Raw genomic sequence first — 16,101 nt, forward strand, 5'->3', positions numbered from 1 at the left:
GATGATCGGTTCTACTCCATGTTCGGCTTCCAGCGCACCGGCGACGCGTTCTGGGCCGCAGCAGACCAAATGACCCGCGGCTTCATCATCGGCGCCACCGCAGGCCGGACCACCCTCACCGGCGAAGGCCTCCAGCACGCCGACGGCCACTCCCCCCTGCTCGCCTCCACCAACCCCGCCGTTCTCACCTACGACCCCGCCTACGGCTACGAAATGGGCCACATCATCCGCGACGGCATCGAACGCATGTACGGGCCGGACTCGGAAGACCGGAACCTGATGTACTACCTCACGGTGTACAACGAACCGATCATCCAGCCCGCCGAACCGGAGGAACTGGACGTCGAAGGCGTACTCAAGGGCATCTACCTCGTGGCACCGGCGAAAATCGACGGTCCCCGGACCCAGATCCTCGCCTCCGGCGTCTCCGTGCCCTGGGCCATCGAGGCCCAGCGCATCCTCGCCGAAGACTGGTCCGTTTCCGCCGACGTCTGGTCCGTGACGTCCTGGAACGAACTGCGCCGCGACGGCCTCGCCGCCGAGGAGGAAGCCTTCCTCAACCCCGGCGAACCCGCCCGCGTCCCCTTCGTCACCCGGCAGCTCGAAGGCGCCACCGGCCCCGTCGTCGCCGTGTCGGACTACATGAAAGCCGTCCCCGACCAGATCCGCCAATTCGTCCCCAACGAATTCGCCACCCTCGGCGCCGACGGCTTCGGTTTCTCCGACACCCGCGCCGCAGCCCGCCGCTTCTTCAAAAACGACACCCACTCCATCGTGGTGAAAGTGCTGCAGCTGCTGGCGGCGAGGGGTGAGGTGGCGGAGGGCGCGCCGTCGTACGCCATGGACCGCTACAAGCTCCTGGACGTCACCGCCGGGACCACCGGCGGGACCGGCGGCGACAGCTGAGGAACGTCCTGCAGTCGGCCGGGCATCCCGGCTTCAAGCAGGTCCGCCAGGCCCTGCTTGAAGCCGGATCTCCCGCCGTGGGAGGGGTGCCGGACCTTGGGCACCTCGATGCCGTTTAAGAGCAGGCTGCGGTGCGCCACGTTGCCCACTGCCACCACTGTCCGAATCTGGAACAGCTCAGTCAGTGACTGCCAGAAGGGGGTCCCAAGCCTGGTGTCGCTGGTCCGCGGCGTCCGGTTGGTTTGAGGCTTTCCGGGGACGTGGGTGTGCCACGGGCAAGCGCTCCACAGCAGCGGAAGGAACTGCAGTTCCGACAGCACCTCCCACATCACCGTTGCGGTGGGCTCGGCTGCAATACCCGCAGCGTCTGCGGGCAGCACATAGCCCTTCCCTGGACCAAACAGGCCGAAGCTGTTGGCCGGTCCCTGGAACATGGTCCGGTTGGTGAAGGGAACACCGGTGATCCGCATGCCCCTGAAGCCGGGGGCTTCTCCCAGCAGCAGCACTTTCGGTGCGCGGTCCAGCATCTCCCCGAGGTAAAGCTCGAGGTTGTGCCGGCGCTGCGCATTTCCCGCGATGCTGTGATCAAGGAAGTTGTTGCGGCCGTCATCAGACGGCACAGATGCCAGCCGCTCGACGAAGTCGTGGACGGAAGACTCTGCCATGCCTCCTCCTGGCTCCAGCTGCACTGGCAGGCGGCGAAAGGGTTACCAGCGCGGGTGGATGGCCTCACGGAAGTAGTGGTCGTAGATCCAGCGAACGCCGGCGTCGAATTCGTCGGTGACCGCGACGGAAGCTGCGGCGGCGTTTGCCGTGGCCTGCTCCACATTGCGTGCACCGGGAATCACAGTGGTGACGCCGTCCTGCGCGGCGATCCAGGCGATGGCTGCCTGCGCGGTGCTGGCGCCGGCCGGAACAAGCTGCTCGAATTCCGCGACGGCTTTGAGGCCGAGTTCGTAGTCCACGCCGGAAAAGGTCTCGCCGACATCGAACTTGTCACCGTTGCGGTTGTAGTTTCGGTGGTCGTTGTCTGCGAAGGTTGTCTCTTTGGAGTACTTCCCGGAGAGCAGCCCCGAAGCCAGCGGCACCCGGGCAATGATTCCCACGTTTGCTGCCTTGGCCGCGGGAAGGACCTCGTCCAGGGGCTTGAGCCGGAAGGCGTTCAGGATGATCTGGACCGACGCGGTGCCCCCATGCCTGATGGCTTCCAAGGCCTCGTCCGCGCGCTCCACGCTGACGCCATAATTACGGATAGCGCCCTCGGATACCAGGGTGTCCAGCGCGTCATAGACTTCGGCGTTGCTGTAGACGGGGGTAGGCGGGCAGTGCAACTGGACCAGATCCAGGGTGTCAGTGCCCAGGTTCTTCCGGGAGCGGTCCACCCACTGGCGGAAGTTGGCCAAGGTGTAGTTTCCCGGCACCTGGTCCATGCGCCGGCCCATCTTGGTGGCCACCGTGATGTCCAGGCCGGGGTTGTCCGCCAGGAACTTGCCGATCGCCTGCTCGCTCTTGCCGTCACCGTAGACGTCGGCGGTGTCGAAGAGGGTAACGCCGGCTTCCACTGACGCTGCCAGAATGGCCTGTGCCTGTGCCGGGTCGACGTTGCCCCAGTCCGCGCCGAGCTGCCAGGTGCCCAGCCCCACGATCGAGACGTTCCGTCCGGTCTTGCCTAAAATCCGCTGTTCCATCCCTCGACTATATGTTGTGGGCCCCGGGGTGCCGGAATCTTACCGGCCACGCCACGGGCCTACCTTCAGCCGGCGCTGGAAAACCCCTTCCCGGAGGCAAAGGTAAGCTTAATCACACTGAAACACGTTGCGGACATTCTGGCACTGAATATGGGGTACTTTTCCCGGCACCAGAGGTTTGATTGGCGCGTCGGTCTGGTTCGTACGGGGAGCGTGAGGCATGGACGGCATCGAAATATTCGTTAACGGGAAGGCACGGGACTGCAGCGGGACCAGCCCGCACGTGAGGCTTCTTGACTGGTTGCGTGCTGAAGGCCTCACAGGAGCAAAGGAAGGCTGCGCTGAGGGCGAGTGCGGGGCGTGTGCCGTCCTGGTAGCCCGGCCGGACGGGCACAGCGGAAGCCGGTGGACGTCCCTCAACGCGTGCCTGCCGCCTGCCCTGGCATTCGACGGCCAGGAGATCGTTACAGCCGAGGGCCTGGGTACCGTGGCCGGGCCCGGCGCAGTCGAGGATCTCCACCCGGTGCAGCGTGAGATGGCGGACCGGGGCGGCTCCCAGTGCGGATACTGCACGCCGGGATTCATCTGCTCCATGGCGGCAGAGTATTACCGCCCGGACCGAAGCCCCGCCCAGGCCTCCAGGGACACGGGAACCGGCGCCGTGGGCGAAGATCACGCAACAGACGACGAATGCGGCCCCAACGGCTTCGACCTGCACGCGCTCAGCGGCAACCTTTGCCGGTGCACCGGCTACCGGCCCATCCGGGACGCGGCCTATGCACTCGGGACGCCGCCGGACGCAGACCCCTTGCTGGACAGGCAGAACCGGCCAGCCCCGCCTGCCAGGCACACCAGCATTGACCGCGGAGCGCGGTTCCTCCGCCCGGGAACACTGGCCGAAGCGCTGCAGGTGATGCAGGAAAACCCCGATGCAAAGCCAGTGGCAGGGGCCACCGACCTCGGCGTCGAAGTGAACCTCCGGCATTCCCGGCCGCCCCTTGTGCTGGCGATCGACCGGCTGGACGAGCTGCGGACAATAGCGTTCGACGACGGCCTGGTTGAGATCGGCGCGGCCCTCACCCTGTCCGACGTGGAGCGCGGACTTGACGGCAGGGTGCCCCTCCTGGCCCAGCTGTTTCCCCAGTTCGCGTCCCGCCTGATCCGTAACGCGGCCACCCTCGGCGGAAACCTCTCGACGGGCTCGCCCATCGGCGACTCGGCACCGGTACTCCTCGCCCTGGACGCCACAGTTGTCCTGTGCTCGCTCGACGGCGAGCGGGAAGTCCCGCTGTCCGAGTACTACACCGGCTACCGGCAAAGCGTCAGGAAGCCCCACGAACTGCTCCGGGCAGTGCGGATCCCGCTGCCGCTGGCCGAAAGCACCGCCTTCTACAAAATCTCCAAACGGCGTTTCGACGACATCTCAAGCGTCTCGGTTGGCATCGCACTGCAGGTGGCGGACGGCGTCATAACCTCGGCCCGAATTGGCCTCGGCGGGGTGGCGGCCACGCCGATCCGGGCCTTGGCAACAGAAGAAGTGCTGCTCAACCAGCCCTGGACCGCGGACACCGTGGCCAGGGCGGCGGCCGTCATGGCCGGCGAGGGAACCCCGATCGACGACATGCGCGCAAGCGCCCTCTACCGGCAGGCCCTGCTGGGGCAGGCCCTGCTCAGGTTCCATGCGGCGGATGCGCCGACCTTGGAGGTGTCGAAGTGAAGTCCCTTGCTGACCGCCCCGTTAACCCCGTGGTGGGGGTCCCGGTGTCCCACGAGAGCGCCGCCGCGCACGTGACCGGAACAGCCCTCTACACCGATGACCTCGTGGTCCGAAGCCAAAACGTCCTGCACGCCTGGCCCGTCCAGGCTCCGCACGCCCACGCCCGGATCCTCCGGATGGAGACCCAGCCCGCGCTTGTGGTTCCCGGGGTGGTGAAGGTGCTGACGGCGTCGGACGTTCCCGGCGTCAACGACGCCGGCGTGAAGCATGACGAACCGCTCTTCCCCAGCGAGGTCATGTTCCACGGCCACGCCGTGTGCTGGGTCCTCGGCGAATCAATCGAAGCGGCACGCCTGGGTGCAGAGGCTGTGGTTGTCGAATACCAGCCGCTGCCGTCCATCCTCACGCTCACCGAAGCCATGGCGGCCGGAAGCTTCCAGGGCAACCAGCCCACGGTGGCGCGGGGCGAACCGGACCAGGCCCTGGCCGGCGCTGCCCACCGGTTCAGCGGCGAGTTCGAATTCGGCGGCCAGGAGCATTTCTACCTGGAAACCCAGGCATCCTTCGCCTACATCGACGAAGGCGGGCAGGTCTTTGTCCAGTCGAGCACGCAGCACCCTTCGGAGACGCAGGAAATCGTGGCGCACGTCCTGGGGCTCGCCAACCATGAGGTAACGGTGCAGTGCCTCCGCATGGGTGGCGGCTTCGGCGGCAAGGAGATGCAGCCGCACGGCTTCGCCGCCATCGCAGCGCTGGGTGCAAGCATGACTGGCCGCCCCGTGCGGCTGCGCCTCAACCGCACCCAGGACATCACCCTGACCGGCAAGCGGCACCCGTTCCATGCGAGCTGGGAAGCAGGATTCGACGCCGAGGGCCGCCTGCAGGCGCTGACAGCGACCCTCACCAGCGACGGCGGCTGGAGCCTGGACCTGTCCGAGCCCGTCCTGGCGAGGGCCATGTGCCACATCGACAACGCCTACTACGTTCCCCATATCCAGGTGCACGGCCGGGTCGCGAAGACGAACAAAACGTCGCAGACGGCGTTCCGGGGTTTCGGCGGTCCGCAGGGGATGCTGGTGATGGAGGACCTGCTGGGCCGGTGCGCGCCGCTGCTGGGCCTCGACCCGGCCGAGCTCCGCCGTCGTAATTTCTACGAGCCGGGACAGAGCACGCCGTACGGGCAGCCCGTACGGCACGCCGAACGGCTCACGGCAATCTGGCAGTCGCTGCTTGACCGGGCTGACGTGGCACAGCGGCGCGCGGCCATCGCGGAATTCAATTCCGTCCATCCGAACATCAAGCGGGCCATCGGGATGACGCCCGTGAAGTTCGGCATCTCCTTCAACCTCACCGCTTTCAACCAGGCCGGCGCCCTTGTCCACGTATATAAGGACGGGTCTGTGCTCATTAACCATGGCGGCACGGAAATGGGGCAAGGCCTGCACACCAAGATGCGCCAGGTGGCTGCCACGGCCTTGGGGGTCCCGCTCTCCTTCATCCGACTGGCGCCCACCCGGACGGACAAGGTGCCGAACACCTCCGCCACCGCTGCCAGCTCCGGGGCGGACCTCAACGGCGGGGCCGTCAAGAATGCCTGTGAACAAATCAGTGCGCGCCTGGCGGAGGTGGCCGCGAGGAAGCTGAACATCCATCCGGACGATGTCAGGTTCGACGACGGCAAGGTCACCGGGATCGGATTCCATGACCGGGACCTTAGCTTCGCCGACGTAGTTCATGACGCGTACTTCCAGCGGATTCCCCTGTTTGCGGCCGGGTACTACCGGACGGAGGGACTGCATTGGGACAGCGCCCGCATGCAGGGCGAACCGTTCAAGTACTTCAGCTACGGCGCTGCCGTCACCGAGGTGGAGGTAGACCGCTTTACGGGCGCATACCGCCAGCTGCGTGCGGACATCATGCACGACGTCGGCGACAGCCTTTCGCCGTTGATCGACATCGGGCAGATTGAAGGCGGATTTGTCCAGGGTGCCGGGTGGCTGACCCTTGAGGACCTGCGGTGGGATGTCTCAGACGGAGCGGGGCGCGGACGTCTCACCACGCAGTCTGCCAGTACCTATAAATTGCCCAGCTTCTCCGAAATGCCGGAGCAATTCAACGTCCACCTGTTCGAGCGGGCCACTGAAAGCGGCGTGGTTTATGGCTCCAAAGCTGTGGGTGAGCCGCCGCTCATGCTGGCCATCAGTGTCCGTGAGGCACTGCGGGAAGCAGTAGCCGCGTTCGGCCCCCGCGGCATCGCTGTAGAGCTGGCCAGCCCGGCAACGCCCGAGGCAGTGTTCTGGGCGCTTGAACGGGTGAGGGTGTCAGCTTCCTCCCCTGACGGGTACGGCCGTGACGCCGTCCGGCCGCCGGTCCCAACGTCAGCGCTTTGACATGGGAGCGCGGTGACGTGGACTGGCTCGAAGCCCTGCAGCACCTGAGGTCAGCCGGTTTGCCCGGCGTCCTGGCAACCGTTTCCGAGGTCCGCGGCCACGCGCCGCGGGAGGCGGGCGCGAAAATGGTGGTGGGAGTGGAAGCTGCATGGGGAAGCATTGGGGGCGGAAATCTCGAGGCAACTGTCGTGGACCAGGCCAGGGACATGATGGCCCGGGGCGTTTCCGTACCTGTTAATGCCGAGTTTGCGTTGAACGAGCATGCCGTTACGCAGCACGGGCGTCAGTGCTGCGGAGGAAAAGTGCGCGTGCTGCTGGAACCTTTCCTGTCGCTTCCCACGGTGGCGATCTTCGGCGTAGGGCATGTGGGACACGAACTCGGGCGCATCCTGTCCCGGCTGCCCATGACCCTGTATCTGGTGGACAGCCGCGGGGACCAGCTCGATGCCGCCAGGCTGGCCGACGTGACGTCCGGCATCGCGGACGTTCGGACGGTGCATACCCCTGTACCGGACTCGTTCCTTGCCGGTCTGCCCCCGGGTGCGCACGTCTTCATCATGAGCCACGACCACTCCGAGGATTTCCTGCTCTGCCACGCCGCCCTGCGCCGCGGCGACCTGGGGAACGTAGGCCTGATCGGTTCGCGGGCCAAGTGGCTGCGGTTCCGGCAGAAGCTGGCAGCGGAAGGTTTTACTGGTTCTGACATTGACAGGATCCAGTGCCCGATCGGCCTGCCGAATGTGCGGGGAAAGGCGCCCGCGGTTATTGCGGTGAGCTCCGCGGCGGCGCTGCTCGGCAGCCTGCCGTCCGCTCAGCAGTAGGAAAGATACCCCGGGAGCGTAGCTGACCGGCTCATGCTGAGCGCTCACGTCCGAAGACCGGAAGCGCGCGCAACCAGCGCGAGAAACCGCGGGTGGGCCGGTCGCAATCGGCCGGGATGTAGAAGTCCGGGTCAGTGCCGCCGTACGGGTGGTACAGCTCCTGGCCGGGCGCCGGAAACTCCGTGGCGGGCTTCGCGTCCTGCAGGTCCATCTTGTCCTCCTTCTGATATATTGTCCTAGTTTATTCCGCATTACGGAAAAGAATTATTGTTACATGGAAAGAGTAGAGCGGCTCTGCGGCTCCGGTCAAGGGGTGCCTTCCTCCGCCGGCAGCCCGGGATGCAGCATCCGGTCATAAATGAATATTTGAATTTGTGATGTACACCACCGCCGGACTGAGCTACGCTGAATGTCAATTCGTGGCGCGAGTCACGTAACCTGGGAGCAGCAGGCAGGGTCGTAATGAGCTGACATCAATCGATGTCGGCTCTTTTTTGTGGGCCGACGGTACAAGAAACGTGCGGGAAACGCGCGCTTAATTTCTATGCGGGACCGTGGTCCCACATACCTGAAGTTGGGAATCTGACCATGAGCAGCAACATCATCCTCGGCCACAACCAGTTCGGAAAGGCCGAAGTCCGGGTCGTCAAAATCACCCGGGACACCGACCGCCACGAAATTGAAGACCTGAACGTCACCTCGCAGCTCCGCGGCGACTTCGCAGCCGCCCACCTTGAGGGCGACAACAGCCACGTGGTCCCCACCGACACCCAGAAGAACACCGTCTACGCCTTTGCCCGTGAAGGCATCGGCTCCCCGGAAGCCTTCCTGCTGCGCCTCGGTGAGCACTTCACGTCCAGCTTTGACTGGGTTACCGGCGGACGCTGGGAAGCCGAGTCCTACAGCTGGAACCGGATCCAGGCGCACGGCACGGAGCACAACCACTCCTTCGTTCGCAACGGCCAGGAAGTCCGCACTGCAGTCCTGGTCCGCGAAGGCGCCACCGAACACCTGATCTCCGGCCTCAAGGACCTGACCGTCCTCAAGTCCACCGAATCCGGCTTCGTCGGCTACCCGAAGGACAAATACACCACCCTTCAGGAGACCACGGACCGCATCCTGGCCACCGACGTCTCCGCGCGCTGGCGGTTCAAGACCGGAACCGACTTCAGCACAGTCGATTTCAACAAGAGCTACGACGACGTCAAGGCCCTCCTGCTCGAAGGGTTCACCGAAAAGTACTCCCACGCCCTCCAGCAGACCCTGTTCGACATGGGCACCAAGGTCCTGGAAGCCCACAGTGAAATCGACGAAATCAAGTTCTCGATGCCCAACAAGCACCACTTCCTCGTCGATCTCTCCCCGTTCGGCCTCGACAACCCCAACGAGGTCTTCTTCGCCGCGGACCGCCCCTATGGCCTGATCGAGGCCACCGTCCAGCGCGAGGATGCCGCCCCGGCGGGCATCGCCTGGTCCGGCATCGCCGGCTTCTGCTAAAGCAAAAGCGCCACCAGTTACACCCGCCCGGAGTTTTTGCCACCCTGGACAAAAACTCCGGGCCACCACCCCACTTCTTTCCCCTGTTAGCCAGACAACGTTAGCCAGACGATGACGTCTGCCATGAACCAGAAAGTCTGCCATGAACATCAAAAACCCCCTCAAAGCCAACACCAAGCAACGCGGCAAGCGCCCCGCCTCAGACCGGCCGGAGGACGAACGGCTTTCGATCGGGAGCAGCTTTGCTTACGGATTCCAGCACGTCCTGACCATGTACGGCGGGATCATCGCCGTCCCGCTGATCGTAGGCCAGGCCGCAGGCCTCTCCCCGGCCGATATTGGCGTCCTGATTGCCGCGGCGCTCTTCATGGGCGGCCTGGCCACCCTGCTGCAAACCATCGGAGTGCCATTCTTCGGATCCCAGCTTCCGCTGGTGCAGGGGGTGTCTTTCGCAAGCGTCGCCACCATGGTGGCCATTGTCAGCGGAGGCGGCGGCCTGCCTGCCGTCTTCGGTGCGGTGATCGTCTCGGCCGCCATAGGCCTCCTGATCGCCCCGGTCTTTTCCAAGATCGTCCGGTTCTTCCCGCCGGTAGTGACCGGAACAGTCATCACCACCATCGGGCTGACCCTGATGCCCGTTGCCGCGAACTGGGCGATGGGCGGCAACCGGAAGGCAGAGAACTACGGCAGCATGGCCAACATCGGCCTCGCCGCCGTCACCCTGGCCCTCGTGCTGCTCCTGAGCAAGGTGGGCAGCGCCACGATTTCCCGGCTGTCCATCCTCCTCGCCATGGTGGGAGGCACCATCATCGCCGTCGTCACCGGCATGGCGGACTTCTCCAAGGTGGGCCAGGGACCCATCGCCGCTTTCCCCACCCCCTTCCACCTGGGTGCTCCCACCTTTGAAATCGCCGCCATCATCTCCATGGTCATCGTCGTCCTGGTCATCCTCACCGAGACCATGGCGGACATCCTTGCTGTTGGAGAAATCGTTGGAACCAAGGTCGACTCCAAGCGGATCGCAGCAGGACTCCGGGCAGACATGGGCTCCAGCCTGATCGCCCCGGTCTTCGGTTCATTCACCCAAAGCGCCTTCGCACAGAACGTCGGCCTGGTAGCCGTCACCAAGATCAAGAGCCGCTACGTCGTAGCTGCCGGCGGCGTCATCCTGGTCATCCTCGGCCTGCTGCCGGTCCTGGGCCGCGTCGTTGCCGCTGTCCCCACCGCAGTCCTCGGCGGTGCAGGCATCGTGCTGTTCGGCACGGTCGCCGCCAGCGGCATCAGGACCCTGGCCAAGGTGGAGTACCGGAACAATATGAACCTCATCATCGTGGCCGCGTCCATTGGCTTCGGCATGATTCCCATCGCTGCCCCCACGTTCTATGACCAGTTCCCGTCCTGGTTCAGCACCATCTTCCACTCAGGCATCAGCTCGGCCGCCGTCATGGCCATCCTGCTGAACCTGCTGTTCAACCACCTGAAGGCAGGCAACTCGGAGAATCAGTCGGTCTTCGTCGCCGGCACGGGGCGGGTCATCAAGGAAGAAGACCTCAAGTGCCTCGAGCACGGGGACCGCTACGAGAACGGCAAGCTCATCGACTGCGAGGGCAAGGAAGTCCCGGTGCAGTCGTCCGAGAAAGCGTCGGAGCACTAATGGCAGAAGGCATCAAACAGCGACGGCGGCCCGTCCCCGAAGGGGCGGGCCGCCGTCGTCGGCAGTTTGAAAAGAAGGTCAGGCGCGGTTCATCTCCAGGGAGATGGCTTCGGCAGCGTCGCGGAGGACCGGAACAGCCTTATCGGCAAAATGCTCGTCCACCCGGGACACCGGGCCGGAAACCGAAATCGCGGTGGGGGTGGGAGCGTTGGGCACCGCCATGGCAAAGCAGCGGACGCCCAGCTCCTGTTCCTCCTCATCAATGGAGTAGCCGCGTTCCCGGATGAGTTTCAGGTCCGCCAGCAACTCCTCCACATCCCCGATGCTCTTGGTCGTGGGGGTGGGCATGCCGGCGCGGGCCACGATGCCGCGGACGGTTTCGTCATCCAGCTGGGCCAATATGGCCTTGCCGACGCCGGTGGCGTGGGTATGGGCGCGGCGGCCCACCTCGGTAAACATGCGCATGGAGTGCAGCGAGGGCACCTGTGCCACGTAGATGACCATGTCCGAGTCGAGGACGGCCATATTGGAGGTCTCCCCCAGGGTGTCCACCAGATTCTTGAGTTGCGGCCGGGCTACGGCGCCCAGCTGCTTGTTGGCTCCCTCGCCCAGCCGGATGAGCCGCGGGCCCAAGGCGTAGCGCCGGTTCGGCAGCTGGCGGATGTAGCCGAGGGACACCAGGGTCCGCAGGAGCCGGTGGATGGTGGGCAGGGGGAGGTCCGTGGATGAGGAGAGCTCGCTGAGCGTCACATCACCGCCGGCGTCCGTTATGAGCTCCAGCAGCTCGAAGACGCGCTCCACCGACTGCACGCCGCCTGAGGACTTTTCTGCCATTCCGTTGTCTCCTACGGCTCGGAATCCGACAACTCTTATCCGCATCGTGAAAGAGCTGCTTAGAACACCCAAGATACAGCACCGCACCTGCCCCCGCGATGCCCTTCCCCCGGGTATGCATCCGGGGCTTGTATTTCCATCTTGTAGATAATAATATCCATAATACGAAAACATTCGGATTCACAAGAAGCCCGGACAAGGCCCAACAGGAGGACATTCAATGGCGAACCCCAGCCCCGGAAACTCGATCACCCTGCGCGTGGAAGCACCCTCGAGCTTCAGCGCCACCAGCGAACTCGCGGCAGCAGTGGGAGCGGCCGGCGCCGCCATTACCGCCCTGGACGTCACCGAGTCCCACCACGAGACGCTCGTGGTGGACGTCACCTGCAACACCACCGACGACGCCCACGCCGCACGGGTGAAGGACGCCCTCAACGCACTCGACGGCGTCAAAGTCCAGCACGTCTCGGACCGCACCTTCCTGATGCACCTCGGCGGCAAGCTCGAGGTCGTCCCCAAGGTGGCCCTCCGCAACCGCGACGATCTTTCCCGCGCCTACACTCCCGGCGTCGCACGCGTCTGCCTCGCCATCGCAGAAGACCCGGCAGCGGCCCGCAACCTGACCGTCAAGCGCAACACCATCGCCGTCCTCACCGACGGTTCGGCAGTCCTGGGGCTCGGCAACATCGGCCCGGCGGCCGCCCTGCCGGTCATGGAAGGCAAAGCCGCGCTGTTCAAGCAGTTCGCCAATGTGGACGCCTGGCCGGTCTGCCTGGACACCCAGGACACCGAGGAGATCATCATGATCGCCAAGGCCATGGCCCCCGTTTATGGCGGGATCAACCTGGAGGACATTGCCGCCCCGCGCTGCTTTGAGATTGAGAAGCGCCTGCGCGATGAACTGGACATCCCCGTCTTCCATGATGACCAGCACGGCACCGCCATCGTCACCCTCGCAGCCCTGGTCAACGCCCTGCGCGTGGTGGGCAAGAAGCTCTCAGAGGTGAAGATCGTCGTCTCCGGCGTCGGCGCGGCAGGCTCAGCCATCATCCAGCTCCTGAAGGCGCAGGGCGCACAGCACATCGTCGCCGCCGGCCGCTCCGGAGCCATCCATTCGGGGGAAGAGTACGGCGACGAGCACCGCAGCTGGATTGCCGCGAACACCAACGAGGAAGGATTCTCCGGAACCCTCCACGACGCCCTCAAGGGAGCGGACGTCTTCATCGGCGTCAGCGCCCCGCACGTGATCGGCGAGGAGCAGGTGGCCTCCATGGCCAAGGACGCCATCGTGTTCGCCATGGCCAACCCGACGCCGGAAATCGACCCCGTTATCGCTGCCAAGCACGCCGCAGTGGTGGCCACCGGCCGCAGCGACTTCCCCAACCAGATCAACAACGTTTTGGCCTTCCCCGGGTTCTTCCGCGGCCTGCTGGACGCCGGAGCCTCGGACATCACGCCGGAGATGCTGGTTGCCGCCGCGGAGGCGATTGCCAACCGGGTAGCTGACGACGAGCTGAATGCCAGCTACATTATCCCCAGCGTCTTCGATCCCCATGTGGCCGCTGACGTGGCTGCAGCAGTGGCCGCGGCCGCCCGCAATGCCAACGAGGCCGGCGCTGTGGAACCGGCAGCCGGGGCCGCACTGCCCGAAGCCGCCCTGGCCGGCGCCTGATTCACCGCCTGACTTCAGCACAAGGAAAGGACCAGAAATGGCCATCACTGTCACAGACCCCCGGCCCATCGACCGCGCGGAGGAGATCCTCACTCCGGAGGCACTGGCGTTCATCGAAGAGCTCCACCAGCGCTTTGCCGGCACCCGCAACGAATTATTGGCAGCCCGCGGCGCCAAGCGGCAGCGCGTAGCCGAGACCGGCAAGCTGGACTTCCTGCCGGAAACGCAGGACGTGCGCGACGGCGACTGGAAGGTTGCGCCCGCACCGGCGGCCCTGCAGGACCGCCGGGTTGAGATGACGGGTCCCGCATCGCCGGCGAAGATGGCCATCAACGCCCTGAACTCCGGCGCCAAGGTGTGGCTCGCGGACCTTGAGGATGCGAGCACACCCACCTGGGCGAACGTCGTCGACGCCATCCTCAACCTTCGTGACGCCTCCCGCGGCACCCTGGCCTTCACCTCGGAGGAAGGCAAGGAATACAAGCTCCGCACTGACGCGCCGCTCGCCGTCGTGGTGGCCCGTCCCCGCGGCTGGCACATGCCGGAGAAGCACCTGCTGATCGACGGCGAACCGGCCGTGGGTGCGCTGGTGGACTTCGGCCTGCATTTCTTCCACGTCGCCAGGCAGCTGGTGGACAACGGCCAGGGACCTTACTACTATCTGCCGAAGATGGAGAGCCACCTCGAGGCCCGGCTGTGGAACGACGTCTTTGTGTTCGCGCAGGACTACCTCGGGCTGCCCCAGGGCACTGTCCGCGCCACGGTCCTGATCGAAACCATTCCGGCCGCTTTCGAGATGGATGAGATCCTGTACGAGCTGCGGGACCACGCCTCCGGCCTCAACGCCGGCCGGTGGGACTACCTGTTCAGCATCATCAAGTACTTCCGTGACGCCGGCGAGGAATTCGTGCTGCCGGACCGCGCCTCCGTGGCCATGACCGCGCCGTTCATGCGCGCCTACACCGAGTTGCTGGTCAAGACCTGCCACAGGCGCGGCGCCTTTGCCATGGGCGGCATGGCCGCAGTGATACCCAACCGCCGCCATCCCGAGGTGACTGAGGCGGCCTTCGCCAAGGTCCGCGCGGACAAGACCCGCGAGGCGAACGACGGCTTCGACGGTTCCTGGGTTGCGCACCCGGACCTGGTGTCCACGTGCCGGGAAGTTTTCGACTCCGTCCTGGGCGACAAGCCGAACCAGCTGGACAAGCAGCGGCCCGAGGTTTCCGTGACCGCCGGGCAGCTGCTGGACGTGTCCTCTGCCGACGGCCAGGTCACTGAGGCCGGGCTGCGGCTGAATCTCTATGTTGCCGTTGCCTACACGGCCGTGTGGCTGTCCGGAAACGGCGCCGTGGCCATCCACAACCTGATGGAGGACGCCGCCACCGCGGAAATCTCCCGCTCGCAGGTGTGGCAGCAGATCCGGAACAAGTCAGTCCTGGCGGACACGGGCAACACCGTCTCCCGCGAACTGGTGGAGCGCATCCTGGGCGAGGAAACCGAGCGGCTCCGCACCGAGTTCGGTGACGAGGCGTTCCGCCGCTACTACCAGCCTGCCAGCGACCTGATCGCGGACATCTGCCTGTCGGAGGACTACACCGACTTCCTCACCACCCCGGCCTACGAACTGGTGGGCTGAGGCATGGCGGCAACACCCAAGGCGTCGCTCTCCCCCGGGGACCTCGCGCACATCGACGGACAACTGGCTGCGACGGACCGGCTGCTGGAGCAGAACTACCCGGGTGACGACGGGACCCGCCAGCCCGTCCACACGGTATACGTGCCCGCAGACCGCTTCACGCCGTCGTTCGCTGCCGGCTGGGGAGCCGAGGCACTGAATACGGCCAAAGCGCACGGCGGCCTGGCGAAGCTCGGCGCGCTGCTGGGCCAGGACAGCGGGCTGGCGGAGGCGGTCGCTGCCCGCGTGGAAGACAAGCTGGCGGACGAGCCCATTGAGGACCTGCGCCTCGACTTCGAGGACGGCTTCGGGGACAGGGGCGACGACGCCGAGGACGCCGCCGCGGTCACCGCGGCATCCGCCGTGGCCGCCGCCGTGGCTGCCGGCTCTGCTCCCCCTTTCATCGGCATCCGGTTCAAGTGCTTCGAGGCTCCCACCAGGGCCCGCGGGCTCCGGACGCTGGACCTGTTTGTCTCGGGCCTGGCCTCGGCCGGCGAACTCCCGGAGGGCCTGGTCCTCACCCTCCCCAAGGTCACCACGGTGGCCCAGGTCCAGGCCATGGACTACGCCGTGTCCCGGTTGGAGGAGGTCCACTCCCTGCCCGCCGGACGGCTCCGTTTCGAAGTCCAGGTGGAGACCCCGCAGCTGATCCTCGGTCCCGAGGGGACGTCCCCGGTGGCCCGGTTGCCGCACGCCGTCCCGGGCCGGATCAGCGGCCTGCACTACGGGACCTACGACTACTCGGCGTCACTGCAGATCTCTGCCGAATACCAGTCCATGGAACATCCGGTGGCGGACTTCGCCAAGGAAGTCATGCAGCTGGCTGTCGCGGGAACCGGCATCCGGCTCTCGGACGGGTCCACCAACATCATCCCGGTGGGCGACAACGTGGAAAACGCCTGGCAGCTGCATGGCCGCCTGGTGCGGAGGTCGCTGGAACGGGGCTACTACCAGGGCTGGGACCTGCACCCGGCCCAGCTGCCCAGCAGGTTCGCCGCCACCTATGCCTTCTACCGGCAAGGCCTGCCGGCCGCCGCTGCCCGCCTGCGCAACTACGTGGAACAAACCGAAGGCGGCGTCATGGACGAGCCCGCCACGGCCCGCGCCCTGGCCTCGTTCGTCCTCCGCGGCGTCCAGTGCGGCGCCGTCGGTGCGGATGAAGTCCAGGCGCTGGCCGGCGTCGGAGTCCCGCAACTGACCGCCCTGGCGCACCCGCGGCTCGCCACCACTTCCAATTCCTAAGTAAG

The 16,101-nt window shown here is 65.6% G+C and carries 13 protein-coding genes; 9 read left to right on the forward strand and 4 right to left on the reverse strand.

From position 1 onward, the window contains the following. Positions 1-906, forward strand: a 906-nt coding sequence (locus CXX84_RS14840; RefSeq protein WP_411266219.1) for a transketolase-like TK C-terminal-containing protein, incomplete at its 5' end; no start/stop codon positions are given. On the opposite strand, the gene CXX84_RS14845 is transcribed toward CXX84_RS14840, so the two are convergent. Continuing rightward, positions 849-1,571, reverse strand: a complete 723-nt coding sequence (locus CXX84_RS14845; protein ID WP_102977496.1) for a uracil-DNA glycosylase — start codon at positions 1,569-1,571, stop codon at positions 849-851. The genes CXX84_RS14840 and CXX84_RS14845 overlap by 58 nt on opposite strands. 42 nt (positions 1,572-1,613) lie before the next feature. Beyond that, on the reverse strand, positions 1,614-2,594 hold the full coding sequence (locus CXX84_RS14850) for an aldo/keto reductase (RefSeq protein ID WP_102977497.1): 981 nt from the start codon (positions 2,592-2,594) through the stop codon (positions 1,614-1,616). A 220-nt stretch (positions 2,595-2,814) separates the two neighbouring features. Between CXX84_RS14850 and CXX84_RS14855 the strand changes: the two genes are divergently transcribed. From CXX84_RS14855 to xdhC, 3 genes are read left to right on the forward strand one after another with little or no spacing between them, the layout of a single operon-like run. Further along, positions 2,815-4,311 carry a xanthine dehydrogenase small subunit gene (locus tag CXX84_RS14855; protein ID WP_102977498.1) on the forward strand — a complete coding sequence of 499 codons (1,497 nt, stop codon included), beginning with the start codon at positions 2,815-2,817 and terminating at the stop codon, positions 4,309-4,311. Beyond that, the gene (gene xdhB, locus CXX84_RS14860; RefSeq protein ID WP_102977499.1) at positions 4,308-6,701 is read left to right on the forward strand and encodes a xanthine dehydrogenase molybdopterin binding subunit; all 2,394 of its coding nucleotides are present in this window, start codon (positions 4,308-4,310) and stop codon (positions 6,699-6,701) included. Before CXX84_RS14855 ends, xdhB begins: the two co-directional genes overlap by 4 nt. Then, positions 6,698-7,522: a xanthine dehydrogenase accessory protein XdhC gene (gene xdhC / locus CXX84_RS14865; RefSeq protein WP_223253108.1), complete on the forward strand. Its 825-nt coding sequence runs from the start codon at positions 6,698-6,700 to the stop codon at positions 7,520-7,522. Before xdhB ends, xdhC begins: the two co-directional genes overlap by 4 nt. A gap of 31 nt (positions 7,523-7,553) precedes the next feature. Here the strand turns inward: xdhC and CXX84_RS14870 are convergent, their stop codons facing one another. After that, positions 7,554-7,733 (reverse strand): hypothetical protein, encoded by a 180-nt coding sequence (locus tag CXX84_RS14870; RefSeq protein ID WP_102977501.1) that lies wholly within the window; start codon positions 7,731-7,733, stop codon positions 7,554-7,556. A 377-nt stretch (positions 7,734-8,110) separates the two neighbouring features. Here CXX84_RS14870 and pucL point away from each other — a divergent pair, with 377 nt between their 5' ends. Further along, positions 8,111-9,019, forward strand: a complete 909-nt coding sequence (gene pucL / locus CXX84_RS14875; RefSeq protein WP_102977502.1) for a factor-independent urate hydroxylase — start codon at positions 8,111-8,113, stop codon at positions 9,017-9,019. Positions 9,020-9,161: 142 nt separating this feature from the next. Next, complete coding sequence (locus CXX84_RS14880; protein ID WP_102977503.1) at positions 9,162-10,673, forward strand: nucleobase:cation symporter-2 family protein; 1,512 nt, start codon at positions 9,162-9,164, stop codon at positions 10,671-10,673. Between the two features lie 78 nt (positions 10,674-10,751). On the opposite strand, the gene CXX84_RS14885 is transcribed toward CXX84_RS14880, so the two are convergent. Beyond that, complete coding sequence (locus tag CXX84_RS14885; RefSeq protein WP_102977504.1) at positions 10,752-11,507, reverse strand: IclR family transcriptional regulator; 756 nt, start codon at positions 11,505-11,507, stop codon at positions 10,752-10,754. Positions 11,508-11,727: 220 nt separating this feature from the next. Here CXX84_RS14885 and CXX84_RS14890 point away from each other — a divergent pair, with 220 nt between their 5' ends. Genes CXX84_RS14890 through CXX84_RS14900 form a run of 3 tightly spaced genes read left to right on the forward strand, consistent with a single transcriptional unit; the run spans position 11,728 to position 16,096 of the window. Further along, entirely contained in the window at positions 11,728-13,179 is a 1,452-nt protein-coding gene (locus tag CXX84_RS14890; protein ID WP_102977505.1) for an NAD-dependent malic enzyme, read from the forward strand. 37 nt (positions 13,180-13,216) lie between these two features. Further along, positions 13,217-14,815, forward strand: a complete 1,599-nt coding sequence (gene aceB, locus CXX84_RS14895) for a malate synthase A (RefSeq protein ID WP_102977506.1) — start codon at positions 13,217-13,219, stop codon at positions 14,813-14,815. A 3-nt stretch (positions 14,816-14,818) separates the two neighbouring features. Further along, positions 14,819-16,096 carry a DUF6986 family protein gene (locus CXX84_RS14900; RefSeq protein WP_102977507.1) on the forward strand — a complete coding sequence of 426 codons (1,278 nt, stop codon included), beginning with the start codon at positions 14,819-14,821 and terminating at the stop codon, positions 16,094-16,096. The last annotated feature ends 5 nt before the right edge of the window (positions 16,097-16,101 follow it).

The sequence above is a fragment of the Arthrobacter sp. AFG7.2 genome, from assembly GCF_002892835.1.
Taxonomy (GTDB): Bacteria; Actinomycetota; Actinomycetes; order Actinomycetales; family Micrococcaceae; genus Arthrobacter.

Bases quoted from the DNA above. Each gene is read 5' to 3' on its own strand.
- CXX84_RS14845 (WP_102977496.1), bottom strand. From the start codon at position 1,571: ATGGCAGAGTCTTCCGTCCACGACTTCGTCGAGCGGCTGGCATCTGTG.
- CXX84_RS14850 (WP_102977497.1), bottom strand. From the start codon at position 2,594: ATGGAACAGCGGATTTTAGGCAAGACCGGACGGAACGTCTCGATCGTG.
- CXX84_RS14855 (WP_102977498.1), top strand. From the start codon at position 2,815: ATGGACGGCATCGAAATATTCGTTAACGGGAAGGCACGGGACTGCAGC.
- CXX84_RS14870 (WP_102977501.1), bottom strand. From the start codon at position 7,733: ATGGACCTGCAGGACGCGAAGCCCGCCACGGAGTTTCCGGCGCCCGGC.
- pucL (WP_102977502.1), top strand. From the start codon at position 8,111: ATGAGCAGCAACATCATCCTCGGCCACAACCAGTTCGGAAAGGCCGAA.
- CXX84_RS14880 (WP_102977503.1), top strand. From the start codon at position 9,162: ATGAACATCAAAAACCCCCTCAAAGCCAACACCAAGCAACGCGGCAAG.
- CXX84_RS14885 (WP_102977504.1), bottom strand. From the start codon at position 11,507: ATGGCAGAAAAGTCCTCAGGCGGCGTGCAGTCGGTGGAGCGCGTCTTC.
- CXX84_RS14890 (WP_102977505.1), top strand. From the start codon at position 11,728: ATGGCGAACCCCAGCCCCGGAAACTCGATCACCCTGCGCGTGGAAGCA.
- aceB (WP_102977506.1), top strand. From the start codon at position 13,217: ATGGCCATCACTGTCACAGACCCCCGGCCCATCGACCGCGCGGAGGAG.
- CXX84_RS14900 (WP_102977507.1), top strand. From the start codon at position 14,819: ATGGCGGCAACACCCAAGGCGTCGCTCTCCCCCGGGGACCTCGCGCAC.